The following is a 19258-nucleotide window of genomic DNA, read 5'->3' as shown; positions in this document are numbered from 1 at the left end:
TGCATAGTAAATCTGCACTTATTGTGCTGCTTGATCATCTACTGTGCCTAATCAAGACGATGCACAGTTCTGATTGTTGCAAAGTATCATGCTACTAACTCTATTGTGCTAAAGCAGTATATAACAAATACAGTGGCTTCAAAATGAACACATGCGTTTTATAGCAATTCATTTGGTATAGACAGTGTTTTGTCTGTCTTATAAATTATCAAATGCACGTTTTTCAATTAGCGGATAAGGTTACCAATACTGCATGGCAGATGTCAAAATGCCGTCTCAGTGCTTATACTGGCGACATAATTCTATGTCATGTTATGATAGCGCCAGTATAAATCATGCCTATCGTTACAACACTTATTAAATAGTGCTTTGTACTGATGTGCTCACAAGCTGAGATTCATTGTGGCCTATATAAAAGACTCACAGAGCTATCATTTTTCCGCGCAAGCGCCTAAGCGCGATATAAGTTTGCCTGTCGCTATTGTTATTGCGGTGGCTGTTCATGTGCTGATTATTTTCGGGATTAGCTTCTCTATGGGAAAAGACCCAGCTGCTATGATGCAAGATGTGGCAAAGGCGCTGACCGACAATATGCAACCCAATGAAGATGCACACTTTATTGCCAACGCCTCACAAGAGGGCGGCGGTACAATAGAAGAGCAGCTAAGACAAGAGAACAATCAGTTAAGTGCAATGTCTGCTGAGCAAATGAGTGAGACTCAAGACATCGTTAACTTACAACGTAAAGTGCGTCAGCAGCGCTATCAAGAAAGCTACCTACGCACGACGTTAAGTTGGCGTCAGGCCACTGTAGAGTCGGATAATGACAGCGAGCAAGCACAAGATGATGCGATGGCACAAGAAGAGCGGCTACGTAAGCAGATTGCAACCTTAGAAGCTCAGCTATCTCAGCGTCAGCAGGTCTACGCGACTAAATCCAAAGTCGTGACGATGGATAGTAATTCGACCACACGGGGTGCGGCAGCAGATTATATCAATACATTCCGCGAGCATGTCGAGCGAGTGGGCAACCTGCATTATCCCGTGCAAGCGCGTGCCCAAGGCATTACAGGCGAGGTACGGCTAATGGTTATTATCAGTAACGACGGCAATATCAAAGCCATTCGTTTGCTTGAAAGCTCGAACTCTACGATATTGGATGAAGCGGCCAAGCAGTCGGTACGACAAGCAGCACCCTTTGGTAAATTCACCGAAGACATGAGCGATATCGTCGAGCTGCGCTTGATACGTACTTACCGCTATAGTGATACCGTCGAAGTAACGTACTAAGGTTAGTGCACTAAGAAGAAAGCTACTGAAATTAAAGTTGCTGGAAAAAATATCACTGAAAACACGACTGCTAAGAATAACGCTCAACGCACCATTTTTTATCATTATAGATACCCAAGTTCATAACACACAGCTATAAAATAAAGAGTCAGTATGGAATTTTTAGGTTTTACCGTCGATGTTGCTACCTTAACGAGCAATGCCCTAGAGCTGGTCATTAAAGTCGCTTTAGCAATACTTATATTTATCGTTGGACGTTGGCTTGCCAAAAAGGCAGTCGCTTTTTCCGATCGCCTGATGACGCGTAGCCATCTGGACGAGACAGTTGCTAGCTTTCTAAGTCGTCTATTGTATGGCGTGCTACTGGTCGTAGTGATTTTAGCTGCACTTAGCAAAGTCGGTGTACAGACTACGTCGGTCGTCGCAATCTTAGGTGGTGCCGCTGTTGCCGTTGGTTTATCGCTAAAAGACCAGCTATCGAATTTTGCCGCTGGTATTATGATTGTGACATTTCGCCCGTTTGTGCGCGGTGATTATGTACAGATTAGTAGTTACACAGGTACGGTGACTGAGATTACCTTGGTTAATACGCATCTGACGACTATTAACAATCACGATATCATCATTCCTAATAGCGATATCACGACTTCACCTGTGGTTAATTATACAGCGCTACCCAATCGCCGCGTCGATATCACCGTCGGTATTGGCTATGATGCTGATATCAAAACGGCTAAAGACGTGATGTTAAGTCTGGCAAGAAACAACCCATTGGCTTTTACTGATCCTGAGCCTATCGTACGAGTGACCAATCTAGGCGACAACTCAGTAGATCTTACCCTAAACGTTTGGACAACCAATGCCGACTGGTGGTCGATGCAATGCGAGCTACTAGAGCAGTTCAAGCAAGCTTTAGATGATGAGAAAATCGAGATTCCATTCCCGCAGCGCAGTGTCCATGTTAAAGGCTTGGATCATATGATCAACCAAATGGGTCAAGCGCAAAAGTTGCCACTATCTAAAGATTGATTGATAGCTGCTTAATAGTTAGAAGACTGTTTATTAAAGCAGTGCTAGTTTAGATATAAGGATTTGGTAGGTTTAGGCCTGCCAAAATCTCAATTTCAAAGTACTCCATCTCATCTTGTTCAGCTTGTCCGAGCTCATGATCAAAACCTAGTAGGTGTAGCACGCCATGCACTAACAAATGGCTGATGTGCTGCGCCACGGTTTTGTCCTGTTCAGCCGCTTCGCGTACCATCACTTCATGACAGATAATTAGCTCTCCAAGAGGCAATGTTGGCATCAGCTCAATGACGGCTGCAGGTAATTCGCTTGGATAAGACAAAATATTGGTCGCATAGTCCTTGCCGCGTGCTTCTAGATTTAGAGCACGGCCTTCGACGTCATCAGTGATATATATATCTAGTGTTTTAGATTTTTCTTGCCACAGCTCAGGATTGATATCTGCGAAATAGGGTAGGGTCAGACTATTGTTAATACGACCGTCTATATAATCCAAAGTCGCCATCATGACTGATAGTAAATGCTCGCGATTATAAAAAGTATCTAATACTTCATCATCAATACTGTCGGTCGCACTGATATCAAGTGCTGCTAAGCTGGCATGGTTGCTAGCAATCTTGTCATCGAAATTAGTATTGTCAGGTTGGCTCATGTTGCTGTCCCTTTTATTATAAATAAATATGTTTCTAATGCTGCATCGTCTACGTTGTTTATTTGCCAGTTTTTTTACCATAAAAGTAGTTCAATCACTGTTTATCTTATCGCTAAATTTTTGGCTAATAAATAGAGGCCTATATATAAAATGTATAGAGGCTACTATAGCTAAGTTGCTGGTAGGCGACTAGTAGTGAATATGCTAAATTCAATAAACTGTCGGTAAGAAAAAACCGGACTACTTTGAGTAATCCGGTTTTCTTATACAAGATAAATGCTTATAGCAAATGATTGCAGTTCAGTGATTAGCTTGATTATTACAGATTGGCTGCTGCATTAGCGACGGCTTGTCTACGCTCTTGTTCTTTAATACGTTCAAACTTACGTTTTTCTTCTAAAGCCATTTGCTCTTCATCAAATACGTCATAGGCTTCAACAATTTGCTGTACCAATTGATGGCGTACCACGTCTTTTGAATCAAACTTTGTAATATGAATTTCTTCGATATCCTTTAGAATATCCATCGCTTGTGCCAAGCCTGATTTGTGACCCCGTGGCAAATCGACCTGAGTAATATCCCCAGTGATGACAGCACGTGAGCCAAAGCCCAAGCGGGTCAAAAACATTTTCATCTGTTCAGGCGTGGTGTTCTGCGCTTCATCCAGAATGACAAACGAGTTATTCAGAGTACGACCACGCATATAGGCAAGCGGAGCCACTTCGATAATCTGACGCTCAATCATTTTACCGACTTTCTCAAAGCCTATCATCTCATAGAGCGCATCATATAATGGGCGTAAGTATGGGTCGATTTTTTGGGTCAAATCACCTGGCAAGAAGCCCAACTTTTCGCCAGCTTCTACCGCTGGACGCACTAGCAAAATACGCTCAATCTCATTACGCTCAAGCATATCGACGGCACAAGCCACTGCTAGATACGTTTTACCCGTACCAGCTGGCCCAATACCAAATGACACATCAGAGCTCAGGACGTTTTTTACATAGCGTTGTTGGTTGCCGCCACGCGGAACGATGCGGCCTTTACGTGTACGTAAACTGATGGGCGTAAACTCGCTAGCCTCATCCAAATCTTCATCATATTCCATGTCATCGTGGTCTTGCTCGTATTCTTCGATGTCTTCATCACGAGAGAGGCTAGATTGGATGATGAGATGCAGCTCTTCAGCACTGATGTCTTTGGTGTTCTGTGCTTCATCTACCATTTTGTAGATAATACGTTCACCGCGTTCGACATTGGTCACATCGCCACTCAGGCAAAAATCGCCTTGGCGTTGCATGATTTTAATATCGAGGCGTTCTTGGATATATTTCATGTGATTGTTGTATTCACCAAGCACGGTTTTTAGCTGTGCTGGGGTCAATGATTCAAACTTTATACGGCGGCTCATGGAATCAGTCAAGCGATTATCCTTTTATTGTGTACCCGACGCTATGATTTGGTTTTAATTGCGTGGCGGGTTGCAGAGATAAAATAGTTAGTGGCGTTACAGTGTTTAAGTGATACAAAGATTGTAGATGATAAAAATGACGGCGATATTATTGTTTTTTTTGTGGAAGGTAATAAATGAAAATAATGAAAAGTCTTGCCTTCATTATGGTAGAGAATTTTTAAATTTCAAGCCATACATCAGATAGATAACGCTGTTTTTGTATGCGGATTGCAACTCTACAGCGATTTTCTATAGATTGATTCGATTTTGCTATCAGTTCTATATAATTCGTCGCTACCCATCGTATGATAGCGCTTTAATTAGATTAAGGTTTTTGAGTTTTATAAATATAAACCTCGTTTATGATGAGAGTAAAGAAACGATTTGTCTACGGTTAAGACCACGGCATAATGGACAATTTGTGGTAATCTATGGGCGATACCATAGGTTACTGCAACCCATCTAATAACAGCAGCGACATGATAAAAATTATAAAATAAAATCAGTGACGAGCGGCTATCTATCATTAATAAATTGCTTGTCCAAAAATTATAATAGGAAAATAACGATGCAAGATACTGATTCACATTTATCCAATACTGACAGCATACCTAAAAGTTTCGACAGCATCTCTAAAAACAAAGAAGCGATAACTGACCAGCAAGTGCTTATCGCAGGTGGTGGTCATGTCGGTTTGTCCTTTGCATTGCTATTGGCCCATCACGGTATTGCGAGCACCTTATTAGAAAAAAACAGCTATCCAACCATCAGTCCAACGGATGATAGAACTCGCAGCCATTATTTAGACAGTCGCAATACAGCATTATCACGGCGCACGGTACAGATATATCAAGAGATTGGCCTGTGGGATGAATTGCAAAGCCATGCCTGCCGTATCGATACCGTACAGATTAGTGAGCAAGGCAGCTTTGGGCGTGCGCAGCTGAATAAAGCAGAGGAAAAGGTCGAGTCATTTGGACAAGTCATCGAAAACGCTTGGCTGGGTCGTAAGCTTTTATTAGCCGCACAGCAAGAGCCATTGATTACCTTGATAGATAATGCCAATGTGACGACTGTCCAACAGCAGGCCGATAGTGTGACGCTTAGCTTTAATTACAACGATGAAGCCGAAAACGAGCAGCAGCTGCAAGCTAGCGTATTAGTCGCTTGCGATGGACGCGACTCTACAGTACGCCAACTGCTAGATATCGGTACAACTACGTATGACTATCAGCAAACGGCCATCGTCGGCGTAGTAGAGACAGATACGCCACACGAGCATGCAGCGATTGAGCGTTTTAGTCCAGCTGGCCCGCTTGCCGTGCTCCCACTGACTGATCCAGAGGGCGATGGTAATGATGAGTATCAACAAGGCTACAGACGCTCTGTGGTGTGGGTATGCCCAATAGGTGAAGAAACCAGATACTTAGAAGACGACGCCCATTTCTTGCAGACGTTACAGCAAGCCTTCGGTCAACGCGCTGGCAAGTTCACCGCTGCTGGTCGCCGCGGCGCTTATCCGTTGTCACGTGTATTGGCAGATAAGCAGGTAGAAGGGCGCTGCGTCATTATGGGCAATGCAGCTCACACTTTACATCCTGTCGCTGGTCAAGGCTTTAATCTCTGTATGCGAGATGCGCATGTATTGGCGCAAATGCTAAGTGCACAAATACTCAAAGGCGCAGATATCGGTGATGCACAGTTATTAAAGCGTTATGAAAAAGCACGTCAAACCGACCAGAAGCGAGTGATTCGTTTTTGTGATGCGGTAGTACATGGCTTCACGCATCCTAACCCAGCGATTAAACTGGCAAGAAATATGGCGTTGTTGGCCTTTGATAAATTGCCAAATATCAAGCCATTAGTCGCCACTTATGCGATGGGTCTAAAATCATAGCGCTATAGTTAAATCCTCTTTAAAAGAGTGACAGCGTTAACCTTGCTTGAAGTATTGCCTATACATCTGCACTCGGTTGCCTTATCTCTCTTTTAAACTGAATCAACTAACTGTAATTAAGATTGATAATAAGCATTCTAATATTGAGCAATATTGAGAGACACCTTATGAAAAACAACCATACGCTGATTATCGGTAGCGGTATCGTTGGGGCAACGCTTGCTCTAAAGTTGGCACAAGACAAAATGCCAGTGACGTTGATTGATGCCCGTCCTGAGCGTGATGAATCAGCTTGGCAACATGTACTTAGCAAACGTGATGCACGTGTCTATGCACTCAGTATGGCTAGTATTAATTTACTTGAAGACATTGGCGCTTGGCAACATATTGCCGCCTCTAAACGCAAAGCAGACTACTCGCAAATGCAGGTATGGCAGCTAAATGGTATGGGTGAGTTGTTATTTGGCGAAAGTGAAGATAGCAGCGCCGAGGATAATAGTAATAAAAATCATGAGCCTACATTATTAGGTAGTATGGTCGAGCCTGCTGTTATCGAGCACGCACTATGGCAACGCTTGAATGAAGATGATGTCAGTGACTATCTGACCCTTATCGCTGGTCATAAAGTTGTCAATATGGATTGGCTAGGGGCGCAGCAAGGCTACCGTGTAACTCTAGACAATGGCGAAGCGATTGATGCGTGTCTATTAGTTGGTGCTGATGGTCGCGGTTCATTTGTACGTCAGCAAGCAGGTATCGGCGTAGATACGTTAGATTATAATCAAACCGCCATCTGCTGTGCGATTCAGACTGAGAAACCGCATCAGGCAACTGCACGCCAAACTATGCTACCGACGGGCACATTGGCACTATTGCCATTAGCAGATATAACCGATGTTGATAAGGCAAGCCCGCAGCATTGGCAGTCGATAGTATGGACATTGCCGCGCAATCAAGCATTGGCATTGATAGAGGAAGAAGATCGATTTGTCGCTGATAAGTTAGCAGCTGCCAGCAATTACGAGCTGGGAGCGATTAATCAAATTGAGTCTATCGCTAGTTTTCCATTAGCGGCACAGCAAGCGAAAAGCTACGTGGCTGATAACTTGGTACTCATTGGTGATGCAGCTCATGGTGTACATCCACTGGCGGGTCAAGGATTGAACCTCGGTATGCTGGATGTGCAAGTATTATGTGAGCAGTTAACGCATGACTTTACCCGTAGTGGCGGTACGCTTTGGGGCAGCAATCAAACGCTACGTCATTATGAGCGTTCGCGCCGTCCGCATAATAGCCTGATGATGCACAGCTTTTCTGCCCTTAATTGGCTATTTGCAGGGTCGCTTGCCCAAGTACGTCCCGTGCAGCAGATACGCAATGAGGGTATGTACCGAGTCAGCAAAATCAAGCCATTGATGCGCTTATTTGCTAAGCAGGCGAGTGGGGTTTAGACGACTACCCAAGCGCCGAAAAGAACACCATCAGCACTGGCGAGACAATGTTAATTAGGAAGCCAAAACTAATCGCTAGTGGCACGACTTTTAGACCACCTGAATGCTGAATGATAGGCAAGGTAAAGTCTAAGCTGGTCGCGCCGCCAAGCCCAACCGCAGCAGAAGGGTATTTGCGCATAAATACCGGAATAAAGATTAATGCAAAGAACTCACGTACCAAGTCATTAAACAACGCGACACTGCCCCAAACCGCGCCATAAGCATCGGTCATTACAATTGCTGACAGCGAGTACCAACCAAACCCTGACGATAGTGCTAAGCCTTTCGTCCACGACACATCAGTAAATAGTAGCGCGAAAATAAGGCCACCCGCCAATACCGCTAGCGTAAAGATGATACTCATTTCTACGCCGCGTTTATTCAGTAATACTTCTTTTAAGGTGATGCCCGAGCCTTTCAAACCTATACCGACCAGTAATATCAAAATCATCAGCATGACGGTCATAGAGTTTTCAGGCGGCATATAATCAGCAGGCAAGAAATAGCCAATCACCATTCCAATCACCACACAAACCACTTGCGCCAAGCTACCTCGAATGCTCACCCGATGCTCTTTAGATTTTGCACTTGGTTTCTTGGCATGCCACGGACGCAGATGGTCAAACACCATAAGCGCAAACAATCCCGTGCCAATTGTCAGTATTGATAATACAGTGACATACAGCGCAATTTCACCCAGCTGATTGCCTAGACCTTCTACCTGCGACAGCTCAATACCAATCAACGCTAGGATGATAAATACCAAGTATGATAGACCTTTGTCGGCCACTTTTGTCATAGTAGGGTTAGAAGGAATGGCAAAGCCAATAAACATTGGCATTAATACCAGAACAAGGGTGACTAGGCTTTCCATGATGACGGGCTCGCAGCATTTTTAATAAGGCGTTTTTAAGAAGCTGAAGATTGTACCATATAAGGTTAGCAATACTGATATGAGCCATTGAGATTCATTGCAAATCATTGATCGTTGTTAATTAAAATAGAAAAAACTGGACGCTTATAATGATGATAATAAATATCTTTTTCAAAATGTTTGAACGTTTTTGAGCGCTTTGTAATTCTTTACCTTACAAACTTTTGTTGCTACATTAAAGTACTGAAAATATTTGGCTAGACTCATGTCGCTATATCAGCTCAAAACTCAGTTTCAAAATCAACTACGCCCGATGAGTAATGCGCTGGTTGAGCAAAATGTTACCGCTAATCAAGTGACAGTATCCGCTGTTTTATTAAGTATCGGTACTGCCTATATCATTGCCAAACCAGCGGCTGAACAGCAGCGGCTGTGGCTTTTACTGCCTTCATCATTGTTTGTACGTATGGCACTCAATGCCATCGATGGCATGATGGCGCGTGAGCATGGACAGGCCTCAAGGCTAGGAGCCGTATTAAACGAGGTAGGTGATATGGTTGCCGATACGGCGCTATTAGCGAGCCTAGCCCCTCATATTCTGACCCATCATATCAATGATAAAGAACAGCAAACGTTAATAGCTAATTTGCCAACGAATCTATCAACTTCTCAGCATCATATCACTGCTCTGATTGCCCTTAGTATTGGCACCGAGCTGTTGGGCGTTACTAGTAATACCATGTTAGGTGTTCGTGCTAACCAAGGGCCTTTGGGCAAAAGCGATCGCGCCTTCTTATTAGGTATGCTTGGTGCGTTTATAGGCATTAGAGCCAAAGCGCCAGTAAGTATTAAAGGGCAGGTGGCTTTACCTGCTATCAGAATGGGTCAATTATTTATACTAACAGAGATAATGCTACTAAAGACCTGTCTCAATCGACTACGTTATATGACAGAGTTATACTTAATGCGTAACCCACCTGAGCTGCGATCCGTACTGGGTGAGTCAACAAACAACTCACTATCTCTTACTGTTGTTTTGCCAAATACTTCTACTGATAACGCTCGCCCATTGGAGTTCAAAGAAATGCCAACCACAACCGTTGATAGTCAAAAATTCGAAGAACAGGCCAGTGTTGGTTTTGACTTGCCTGCATCTAAAATCATCAATGGTGAAAGCTGTTATAACGCTGATGATGGCACGGCTATTTATTATCGCTATTGGCTAACGACGCCTTTAGAAGATATTAAGCAAGCCAACCAACCGTTGCGCCAAGTTATCTTATTGCACCGAGGGCATGAGCATTCGGGACGATTGGCAGAGTTAGGAGAGCAGTTTGCAACAGCTGGCTATCAAGTGTTTGCTTGGGATGCGCGCGGCAATGGTCGCTCAGGGGGTATCAAAGATCATGCTGAGAGCGTTACCGAGCTTGAGCGAGATTTAGAAGGTTTTGTACAACTGGTGATTGGGCAAACAGGCATTGCTATCGAGGATACATTGATTGTCGCTAGTAGTATCGGCGCGGTATTGGCAGCAGCATGGGTACATGATTATGCGCCTAATATTCGCGGGATGATATTGGGCACGCCTGCTTTGAGTATTCGTCTGTATCTGCCCTTTGCTATACCATCGCTAAAGGTGGCACGTACGCTAGGTCTGATGTCACGTGTCAGCAGCTATGTTAAAGCACAAGTACTGACCCATGATAAAGACGCGCAGCAGGCTTACAATTCTGATCCATTAATCTCCAACAGTATCTCGACCGACTTACTCATTGATACCCATGCGACGGGTCAGCGTCTGCTCGATGATGCAGGGGCCATTACTGTACCGACGTTTGTCTTATGCGCGGGTAAGGATTATGTGGTCGATAAGCAGGCTGAGCGCGCATTTTATGAAGCGATCAATACACCGATCAAACGCTGGCAGTTGTATCCAGACAGCTATCATGCAATCTTTCATGAGACCAATAAAGCCGACGTCTTTGCCGACTGTATTGAGTTTGCTGAGGAAATATTTAGCACACCAGTCCAAGCCCCTGATTTGAGTGCCGCTCACTTAAACAGTGCCAGTAAGGATAAGGTGGATCGTTTGGCGATTAAACCATTCAATCCAAACTTTGCGATTACCCGTTTTGCGATGCAGAGGTTTGGTCATGTCAGCGATGCGATTGCCACAGGGCTTGAGCATGGATTTGATTCAGGTCATTCACTGGATCATGTTTATTACAACAAGCCTAGCGGTCAGAATAAGTTTGGACAGGCAGTCGATAAGTTTTATTTAAATAATATCGGTTGGCAGGGTATTCGTATTCGCCGCGAGCATATATTGGAATTGGCGCGCTTAGCACTTGCAGACATTGAAGACAAAAATCAAAGTAGTAATAAACCATACCGACCAAAACTGTTAGATATCGCTAGTGGACATGGTTTTTATGCATTTGATCTGATGACAGAGTTTGCAGATTTGTATGCTGAGCTGCGTGATTATGAGATGCATAATATACAGGCATTGCAAGCAAAGGCACAGCAGTTAGCCATGAGCAATCGAATAATGATCAGTCAAAAGGACGCCTTTGATCCTACTAGTTATATCGATGCAGATACGAATGACACTAGCACCGATACTAAAAAAGCAGATCTTGCTATTGCTTCTGGGTTATTTGAATTATTCTCTGATAATACGCTACCAGCGACAGCTTTAGCAGGTATTTATAACAGTTTGAAGTCGGGCGGTTATCTGATTTATACCAACCAACCGTGGCATCCTGAGCAGGAATTTATCAGTAAAACATTGAATAATCACCGGGGCAGTAGTTGGGTGATGCGTTGCCGTTCGCAAGCAGAAATGGATCAATTGGTTGAGCGAGCAGGCTTTAAGAAAATCACGATGCGTATAGATCGCTTTGGGATATTTACTGTTTCGTTAGCGATTAAAACCGCATCAGCTGATGATGAGTGATAGATGAATAATCAGCGTGTTAAGCCTTACGAGCGTGTTCAGCTGTTTTCAGGGGGAGGGTCACGTTTTGGTTATTATTTGGGCAGTTATGCAGCGCTAGCCGCGCATGATTTGACGCCAGACATTATCGTTGGTACTTGCGGTGGTAGTTTGTCTGCCTACTTAGTACACCTTGCGCCCGACCCTAAAGATTTGCAAGCGCTGATGTGCAGCCGTGAGTTGTATCGTGTCATCACTGCCATCAGACATGTTGCGCCAGATGAAGCCAATAAACGTCTAAAGCTGCGTTACATGACCCATGCACTTAAGCGTTGGCGGTTATCAAAGCAAAGGGATAATGGACAAGGACAACGTCAAGCAGACCGCTACGAGCGACTGTTAAATGAGTTGCAGCAGTTAGCGATGTTTCGTATTGATAACGAGCAGTACTGGCTAGATGAGCTGTCGCAGTTTGCTGCTAGTGATAATGGTAGCGCTGCTGATAAAACAACGTCAGAGATAGCAATCATTGCTAGCCGCCTGTATCAAGCACCTATTGATAGCTTATATAATGAAAAACTCGCACTGCAAGAGTTGTTATTTGCGCCGCCGTGCTTACCAAATTCTGCATCAGGTCTGGCTGAAGAGCAAATAACGTCACCAGCGCATATATTTGCAAACGGACGCATACACCCGTCTGTAAAAGTACAGACGCAATGGGATTTTGCTCCAGTGATCCGCGCGTCTATGGCAGACATGTACTATCTACCGCCCACATATATCACAGAGCTTGGCTGGTGTTTAGGAGGTGTGATTAATCTCACACCGATTGAGTTGGCCTGTCAGTTGGGTGATAGCGTATTTGCAGAGACTAAGGCAGGTTATGACCTATGGCTGGCTGCTCCCGCGATTCAGCACGTCTTTGGTTTTGATCCCAATGAGCGCTTGGCAGCAGTACACGGTTATCAACCAATCAGCGTGTCGCCTCGCACTGACACCACTAATAAAAACCGTCAGCTACATTGGTTACCATTTGCAGATAACGAGCAGCAACTGAGAGGGCAAAATGTGCAAAAGCGTTTTAACCTAAAGCAAATGACCGTCGAGCTAATACATAGCGACTATGACGGCTTTGTACAGCAAATGCAGGCGCAATGGCAGTATGGCTATCAGCGTACGGTCGACTACATACAGCAGCATAAATTATGAAAAACCTTGCAAAAGATACCACTGGAAACCATACATCGCATATTATTATCGTTGGTGGTACGAGCGGTCTTGGCTTAGCTTTGGCGTTGCATCATCAGACGCTTGGCTGGCAAGTCAGCGTTGTCGGAAGTAGCGCAGCGAAGATAGCTGATATCAACAGCCAGCATCCTGCTATCGTGACTTATGTGTGTGATTTAACTGAACCAAATCAAACGCGAACGTTATTAGACAATTTGTCAGATATTCCATTTCAAAGACTGATCTATAGTGCTGGTAGCTATACCAATGAGCGTATCCATCACCTAAATCAAGCAGATAGCGACCAAATGCTAGCGATTAACTTGCAGGCGTTTGAGCAAGTTTTTAGATGGGCAAGCAGTCAGTTGAAGCAGCAGTTAAAACAGCAATATCAGTCATTGGACGCTAGCAAAGGCAATAGACCAAGTCTTGTCTGTATTGCCTCTATCGCAGGTACGATGGATTATCCTTATGCCAGCCTTTATGCCAAAAGCAAACGCGCGATGATTGCGACTGCCAGCGCGTATCGAGCAGCACTTATACCTTATGATATACAAGTAAACTGTATTGCTTCAGGCTATATTGATACTCAAGCGTTACGTGATTTAAATGATGGCGATGCTAGCCATAAGCCATTTATCATGAGCACGAAGACAGCGGTTGATCATATTATGCAAGCGATTGACGATGACGTAGAACTGGCGATATTTCCACGCTCGATGCGCTATATCACGAGTGCCTTAAATCATTTACCAAAGCCTGTGCTCAATTGGATATTGCGCAGTAAACTAGATAAGTCTTCTTAACCAAGCATTGTTTTAATCAAGCACTATCCTAATCAAAAATGGGCTGCTCATCCACACAGCCAATAAAGCAAGGTAAATACTGGCACTCCGATCAATAAACTGTCTATCCGATCTAATACCCCACCATGACCAGCGAGCATCGTTCCGGTGTCTTTTACCCCGTGCTGGCGCTTAAAGGCTGATTCTAATAAGTCTCCAAATATACCGCTTACAGCCAAGCCATAGGCAGCTAATAGACAGATCCACCAAGTAAAAGGAGTGAGCCAAAGACCTAATACTGCTGCCAAGATTGCCGCAACTAAACTGCCAAAGATAGCACCTTCAATGCTTTTATTCGGGCTAATAGTCGGTGCTAGACCTCGTTTAAACAGTTTACGTCCAAGCAGTCGCCCACATAGATATTGGGCAATATCATTAAACTGACTGGCAAATAATACGAAGAGTAAAACACCGTATTGTTCGCGTTGCCAAGTCAATTGCTGTAAGACAATAAGGCTAATGATGAGTGAGAGGAAAGTAACACTCAGTAGCAGGTCTAAGGAGTTGAGCCGCGTATAGTGTTGAGTCAGATTGAGAGAGGTTTTCGCTAGTAGGGAAGTATTTGGCTGTAAACCTTGCGCTTGGAGTTTATGAATGAGTACGGCTTTACTGTGTAAACACCATAGGCGTTTAATCTCGTAGCTGCCGCGTAGACCAATTAATATAAAAAATAAAATGAGCAGCCATTGATAGGCATATACTTGCGAATAAAAGCCTTGCGTATCGTTCGTTATTTTTGCAATCACATAGCAAGTGCAGAGCGCGGCTAGCATCAACCACCACGAGCGGGCTATTAGGTAGATTTTTGGCAAGCGTTTGCGCAGACGAGGTACGGCAAGTACACTCCAAGCCAAACTGACGATTATCATCAGGGCAATTACAAACACAATATCAGAAGCCATACCGTGGACACTCAAAGAAGAGGTAATATTTTAAGCCTATCCATAATGATAGCTTAAATGCCTCTTTAACTATAGTGTTAGATATCGCCCTTGATGGGTTTGGCTGTTATCTGTCGTAGGCTTAAATATGGTCAGTAACAAGTATCGGATAACGCTCGTCTTCTATAACGTGCGAAAAGGAGTTAAGCGTAGTTTTTCTTAATGGCAGAATGATACTGGTTAAAGGCGTTTCAGCTAAGTCAGGATAATCTTCACGATAATGCCCACCGCGACTCTCAAAACGTTGATAAGCCGATTGAACAATCACCGTTGCTAACGTTAATTGCCTCACCAATTGAAAAATGGCAAGCTCTCTGTTAGTAGTAGGGGCTTTACTGCTCATATCAGATAGCATGGTTTTATTATGTTCGATTAACTCTTGCCACTGCTCAATTTGTCGCAATGCTTGCTCTAATTGTTTGGCACTACGTGTGATACCCATATTGGCTGTCAAAAGAGCTTTCAATGCTATAGTTATCTCTGAAATATCTACGTTAGAATGAAATGCTTTATCAGCCTTATAAGTTGGGAGTGATGACTGCTTAGAAGAGGGTAAGATAACAAATTGCGTGTTTTCTAATGTCGGATATTGCCAAATATCGGCAGCTAACTGATGCAGTTCATAATAGTTAGTCGTATGTGGCTGAGCTGTTCTCTCTAAAGCTTCAGCGGTTTTCTTTAAAGCTTCTAAGTTCTTTAAGTTTTCCAATTTTGTTAAATAATGAGGTAAGTTGGCGGCGATGTTGCGACCAACCACCACACACTCCAACAATGAATTACTTGCTAAACGATTAGCTCCATGTAGCCCTGTATAAGCAACTTCGCCTGCTGCATACAGCCCTGCAATATCGGTCAATCCATTGGCATCAGTCACCACGCCACCACAACTGTAGTGGGCAGTCGGAGCGACCGGAATAGGGTCTGTGGTCATATCGATGCCGAGTGCTAGCAGCGTCTGATAAATCTGCGGGAAATGCGCTTGTATAAATGCGGCTGGCAAGTGACTGACATCAAGATGCACGTAGCCAAGTCCGTTACTACTAATCTGATTGGCTATTGCCCGAGCAACGATATCGCGTGGGGCTAATTCAGCGCGCTTATCCACTTCTAACATAAAGCGCGTACCAGTCTGTGGACAATACAGTCGTCCACCTTCACCGCGTAATGCTTCAGATATCAGAAAGCTGCTGTCATCTAATGCCAGACCCGTCGGATGAAATTGTACAAATTCCAAATTTGCCAAGCGGCAGCCTGCTTGACATGCCATCATGACGCCATCACCGACACAGACATTAGGTGCGCTGGCACGCTTAAATAACTGACCTAAGCCACCACTAGCGAGTACGACAGCTGAACTATGAATGGTGAGTTGGCGCTCATTGATATGATCAAAGACCAGTGCCCCTCGGCAATGTTTAATCTCGCAATCGTTCATGCTAAAAGAAGATCGGCTAATCATAGGTGAAGTCAGTAACTCTAATGCTTCATGATAAGGCAAGATAGTGATATTGGTTGCAGTCTGTGCTTTGGTAATTAAGGTATCCATCACGTGCCGACCCGTTGCATCATCCGCATGGGCCACACGTCTACAGCCATGACCGCCTTCTTTGGTCAAGTGTAAGTCACTGGTTTTTAAGACTGAAAAATCAGGTGTATTATCAATTTTTTTAGTTAAAGTAGATTGAGTAAATGGCACACCTTGCTCGCATAGCCACTGCACCGCTTGCTGTCCTGCACCCAAGATACGGGCAGTATTGTCCGTCGCACACAATCCTGCACCAGCGATTAAGGTATCAGCGACATGATCAGTCACAGAGTCTGCTTTGTCTAAGCTAGCTGCAATACCACCTTGAGCGTAATGACTTGAGCACACCTCAAGCGCGGCTTTGCTTAAAACAGTGATATTCAGCGATTTCGGCAGAGATAGCGCGGTGCTCAAACCTGCCAGACCAGCTCCAATAATAAGAACATCAGTTTTTATAATATTACTCATATCACTGCTGCTCCTGTTATTTATATAGCGAGTGGTGCTGGAACGATCAACTGAATGCGACTGACTCATGCTAGGCTGCCCCAACGTTAGCAAACAGTGTACGGTCTTTTACAATGTCGCCACTAGCGGCCACGCGTTGCTTTTGTACTTCAGCAAAATCGAGCATCCGTTGTAATGGTTTCTTAGCTGCTACTGCTAGCTCAGGTGTCATTAGCACTTCACCGCTTTGATTGGTTAAGCACTGTTCAATCCCTTTTAAACCGTTCATTGCCATCCAAGGACAAAACGCACAGCTTTTACAGCTTGCACTCTCACCAGCAGTTGGTGCGGCCAAGAATCGCTTGTTTGGTGAGCGTTTTTGCATCTCGTGCAATATGCCCAAATCAGTAGCAACGATAAAGGTATCAGCATCCATCTCATACGTTGATTGCAAAAGCTTGCTAGTCGAGCCGACCACATCAGCGAGTGCCACCACGCTATCAGGAGACTCAGGATGTACCAAGACTTTGGCCTCTGGGTGTTCCTCTTTTAATTGCATTAGTTCAGTGGCTTTAAATTCGTTATGCACGAGGCAAGACCCTTGCCACAACAGCATATCTGCGCCAGTCTCACGAGCGATGTATTTGCCCAAATGACGGTCAGGGCCCCAAATAATCGGCTCACCTTGGGCATGCAGATGACGGACGATGTCGATACCGACAGATGAGGTCACTACCCAATCAGCTCTCGCTTTTACCGCGGCACTGGTATTGGCATAGACGACCACAGTACGCTCAGGATGGGCATCACAAAATGCTGAAAACTCATCAGCAGGACAGCCCAAATCAAGCGAACATTCGGCTTCTAAATCTGGCATGAGTACAGTCTTTTCCATGCTCAATATTTTTGCTGATTCACCCATGAAGCGCACACCAGCGACCACCAATGTTTGAGCACTATGAGCTTGTCCAAACCGAGCCATTTCAAGTGAGTCACCGACGCAGCCACCGGTTGCCAATGCCAAGTCTTGGATAAAAGGGTCGACATAGTAGTGTGCTACCAGTACGGCATTCTTCTCTTTCAGTAGCTTCTTGATATTTTCTTCGACCACGATGCGTTCAGCGCGAGGCAAGTCTGCTGGCATTTTAGCCTTAGCATATTCAATATTCATCTGAGTGGCGATGCGATTGTCCGTACTCATGATAGGTGCGTCGTAAGGATATTTTTTCATAATGGCAGCCTTTGTTGGTGCGATAACGATAAATGTGTGTGCTAAAAAATAGGTAATTGGACATAACAAATTTATAAGTTATCTTAATTATGCTCATTTTGAGCATAATTACAAGTGGTTTTTTATACTTAATAAGTCAAAAGATTGGGTTTCAGTGCTAAAAGTGATGTGCAATTAAGTCATATTAGACTTAAAAATGGTGCTAATTCATGCCCCTTATGACTATTTATCGCCATTGATTTTTCATACTTACAACCACAGACTATGATAGTTTTAGATTCAAGCTATACTAAGTCATACCATAGCTATTAACCCTAATAGCCTTTTACATTTCAGAAAAAAAGGATAATTCCCAAAGCCATGACGTTGTCTTATTCACATGCGCACCAGCAAGGTAGCGGCACGACAGAAGTGGTCGCCGTATTGGTCGCTATCACTGATCATATCGCGCGCGTTCTAACTGTTGACCAAGGCAAGCTGTTGCCAAATGGGCCACTTATGCCACTACATCGCTCGCTACAAGCGGGCGTACGTCAATGGGTAGAAGAGCAAACGCAGCAACCGCTCGGATATTTGGAGCAGTTGTATACCTTTGTCGATACCAATAGACGTAATATTGATGGCCATGCGTTGGTGTATGTGAGTTATTTAGGTTTGGTGCAAGAGACGCAAACGCAGGCACTCCAAAGCAAAGCACTCTGGCGAGATTGGTATGATTATTTCCCGTGGGAAAATCATCTGGACGGTATGCCCAGTATTATTATGGACTTTATCGTGCCTGCGCTACTTGAATGGGCCAATACTACCAACAATTCAATCGTCCAACAGCGCCGACGTCAGCGTATTGGCTTGTGTTGGGGACTCAGTGAAGCGTTTTTAGCAAGTGGTCAACTGCCAGACAGCCAATCAGTTAGCGAGCAGGATAATGAAAGCAGAGAATGGATCGCAGAGCATGTATTGCTACGCTATGAAATGCTTTATGAAGCAGGTCTGATACCCGAAGCCCCTAATTATCCGCCCAATTATCAAGCTGTTGCCTTGCCAGAGGACTGGTCACAACGCATAGGTGTACCCATGTATTACGATCACCGTCGCGTGATCGCTACTGCTATCTCAAGACTGCGCGCGAAAATTGAATATAGACCGCTTATTTTTGGGCTGATGCCAGACGTCTTTACCTTATCGCAGTTGCAGCAGAGTGTTGAAGCACTATCAGGAGTGCGCTTGCACAAGCAAAATTTTCGTCGATTGCTTGATTCGCAAAATCTAGTAATGGAGACAGGAGAGAGTAGCACTGCTCAGCGCGGTCGTCCTGCCAAGCTATATCGCTTCCGCCATGATATCGAATTACAGAGTTTATTGATGGATAGTAAACTTCCTAAGCGCAAATAACGATGACTATCCAATAATATCTCGTAT

The 19258-nt window shown here is 44.3% G+C and carries 14 protein-coding genes; 8 read left to right on the top strand and 6 right to left on the bottom strand.

What is annotated here, in order from left to right; genetic code table 11:
• Positions 1-402 precede the first annotated feature (402 nt).
• Positions 403-1290 (top strand): TonB family protein, encoded by an 888-nt coding sequence (locus QL886_RS08885; protein ID WP_201567158.1) that lies wholly within the window; start codon positions 403-405, stop codon positions 1288-1290.
• Between the two features lie 153 nt (positions 1291-1443).
• On the top strand, positions 1444-2319 hold the full coding sequence (locus QL886_RS08880; protein WP_102092965.1) for a mechanosensitive ion channel domain-containing protein: 876 nt from the start codon (positions 1444-1446) through the stop codon (positions 2317-2319).
• 49 nt (positions 2320-2368) lie between these two features.
• On the opposite strand, the gene ybeY is transcribed toward QL886_RS08880, so the two are convergent.
• Both ybeY and QL886_RS08870 read right to left on the bottom strand, forming a co-directional pair.
• Positions 2369-2968: an rRNA maturation RNase YbeY gene (ybeY, locus tag QL886_RS08875; protein WP_290178423.1), complete on the bottom strand. Its 600-nt coding sequence runs from the start codon at positions 2966-2968 to the stop codon at positions 2369-2371.
• Between the two features lie 319 nt (positions 2969-3287).
• The gene (locus QL886_RS08870; RefSeq protein ID WP_290178457.1) at positions 3288-4379 is read right to left on the bottom strand and encodes a PhoH family protein; all 1092 of its coding nucleotides are present in this window, start codon (positions 4377-4379) and stop codon (positions 3288-3290) included.
• Positions 4380-4989: 610 nt separating this feature from the next.
• Here QL886_RS08870 and QL886_RS08865 point away from each other — a divergent pair.
• Complete coding sequence (locus tag QL886_RS08865) at positions 4990-6318, top strand: UbiH/UbiF/VisC/COQ6 family ubiquinone biosynthesis hydroxylase (RefSeq protein WP_290178422.1); 1329 nt, start codon at positions 4990-4992, stop codon at positions 6316-6318.
• Between the two features lie 167 nt (positions 6319-6485).
• Complete coding sequence (locus QL886_RS08860) at positions 6486-7769, top strand: FAD-dependent monooxygenase (RefSeq protein WP_290178421.1); 1284 nt, start codon at positions 6486-6488, stop codon at positions 7767-7769.
• A gap of 4 nt (positions 7770-7773) precedes the next feature.
• Here QL886_RS08860 and QL886_RS08855 read toward each other — a convergent pair whose 3' ends face one another.
• Entirely contained in the window at positions 7774-8685 is a 912-nt protein-coding gene (locus QL886_RS08855; protein ID WP_290178420.1) for a lysine exporter LysO family protein, read from the bottom strand.
• Between the two features lie 265 nt (positions 8686-8950).
• Here QL886_RS08855 and QL886_RS08850 point away from each other — a divergent pair, with 265 nt between their 5' ends.
• From QL886_RS08850 to QL886_RS08840, 3 genes are read left to right on the top strand one after another with little or no spacing between them, the layout of a single operon-like run.
• Complete coding sequence (locus QL886_RS08850; protein WP_290178418.1) at positions 8951-11644, top strand: alpha/beta fold hydrolase; 2694 nt, start codon at positions 8951-8953, stop codon at positions 11642-11644.
• Between the two features lie 3 nt (positions 11645-11647).
• Complete coding sequence (locus QL886_RS08845) at positions 11648-12832, top strand: patatin-like phospholipase family protein (RefSeq protein WP_290178417.1); 1185 nt, start codon at positions 11648-11650, stop codon at positions 12830-12832.
• Positions 12829-13656, top strand: a complete 828-nt coding sequence (locus QL886_RS08840; protein WP_290178416.1) for an SDR family NAD(P)-dependent oxidoreductase — start codon at positions 12829-12831, stop codon at positions 13654-13656. Before QL886_RS08845 ends, QL886_RS08840 begins: the two co-directional genes overlap by 4 nt.
• A gap of 47 nt (positions 13657-13703) precedes the next feature.
• On the opposite strand, the gene QL886_RS08835 is transcribed toward QL886_RS08840, so the two are convergent.
• The 3 genes from QL886_RS08835 to nadA form a co-directional block, all read right to left on the bottom strand.
• Positions 13704-14597 carry a phosphatidate cytidylyltransferase gene (locus tag QL886_RS08835; RefSeq protein ID WP_290178414.1) on the bottom strand — a complete coding sequence of 298 codons (894 nt, stop codon included), beginning with the start codon at positions 14595-14597 and terminating at the stop codon, positions 13704-13706.
• A 121-nt stretch (positions 14598-14718) separates the two neighbouring features.
• Positions 14719-16629 (bottom strand): L-aspartate oxidase, encoded by a 1911-nt coding sequence (nadB, locus tag QL886_RS08830; protein WP_290178413.1) that lies wholly within the window; start codon positions 16627-16629, stop codon positions 14719-14721.
• A gap of 70 nt (positions 16630-16699) precedes the next feature.
• Positions 16700-17809 (bottom strand): quinolinate synthase NadA, encoded by a 1110-nt coding sequence (nadA, locus tag QL886_RS08825; protein ID WP_356625962.1) that lies wholly within the window; start codon positions 17807-17809, stop codon positions 16700-16702.
• Positions 17810-18199: 390 nt separating this feature from the next.
• Here nadA and QL886_RS08820 point away from each other — a divergent pair, with 390 nt between their 5' ends.
• The gene (locus QL886_RS08820) at positions 18200-19231 is read left to right on the top strand and encodes a hypothetical protein (protein ID WP_290178411.1); all 1032 of its coding nucleotides are present in this window, start codon (positions 18200-18202) and stop codon (positions 19229-19231) included.
• Positions 19232-19258: the final 27 nt, after the last annotated feature.

Origin of the sequence: Psychrobacter sp. APC 3281 (genome assembly GCF_030407815.1) — a bacterium.
In the GTDB taxonomy this organism is placed as follows: Bacteria; Pseudomonadota; Gammaproteobacteria; order Pseudomonadales; family Moraxellaceae; genus Psychrobacter.
Note: the sequence above shows the minus strand (reverse complement) of the source record. Positions and strands in the feature narration are given on the sequence as shown.

What these genes read in the sequence shown, in the direction of transcription:
- QL886_RS08880 (WP_102092965.1), top strand. Translation starts at nt 1,444, where the DNA reads ATGGAATTTTTAGGTTTTACCGTCGATGTTGCTACCTTAACGAGCAAT.
- ybeY (WP_290178423.1), bottom strand. Translation starts at nt 2,968, where the DNA reads ATGAGCCAACCTGACAATACTAATTTCGATGACAAGATTGCTAGCAAC.
- QL886_RS08870 (WP_290178457.1), bottom strand. Translation starts at nt 4,379, where the DNA reads ATGAGCCGCCGTATAAAGTTTGAATCATTGACCCCAGCACAGCTAAAA.
- QL886_RS08865 (WP_290178422.1), top strand. Translation starts at nt 4,990, where the DNA reads ATGCAAGATACTGATTCACATTTATCCAATACTGACAGCATACCTAAA.
- QL886_RS08860 (WP_290178421.1), top strand. Translation starts at nt 6,486, where the DNA reads ATGAAAAACAACCATACGCTGATTATCGGTAGCGGTATCGTTGGGGCA.
- QL886_RS08855 (WP_290178420.1), bottom strand. Translation starts at nt 8,685, where the DNA reads ATGGAAAGCCTAGTCACCCTTGTTCTGGTATTAATGCCAATGTTTATT.
- QL886_RS08850 (WP_290178418.1), top strand. Translation starts at nt 8,951, where the DNA reads ATGTCGCTATATCAGCTCAAAACTCAGTTTCAAAATCAACTACGCCCG.
- QL886_RS08845 (WP_290178417.1), top strand. Translation starts at nt 11,648, where the DNA reads ATGAATAATCAGCGTGTTAAGCCTTACGAGCGTGTTCAGCTGTTTTCA.
- QL886_RS08840 (WP_290178416.1), top strand. Translation starts at nt 12,829, where the DNA reads ATGAAAAACCTTGCAAAAGATACCACTGGAAACCATACATCGCATATT.
- QL886_RS08835 (WP_290178414.1), bottom strand. Translation starts at nt 14,597, where the DNA reads ATGGCTTCTGATATTGTGTTTGTAATTGCCCTGATGATAATCGTCAGT.
- nadB (WP_290178413.1), bottom strand. Translation starts at nt 16,629, where the DNA reads ATGAGTAATATTATAAAAACTGATGTTCTTATTATTGGAGCTGGTCTG.
- nadA (WP_356625962.1), bottom strand. Translation starts at nt 17,809, where the DNA reads ATGAGTACGGACAATCGCATCGCCACTCAGATGAATATTGAATATGCT.
- QL886_RS08820 (WP_290178411.1), top strand. Translation starts at nt 18,200, where the DNA reads ATGACGTTGTCTTATTCACATGCGCACCAGCAAGGTAGCGGCACGACA.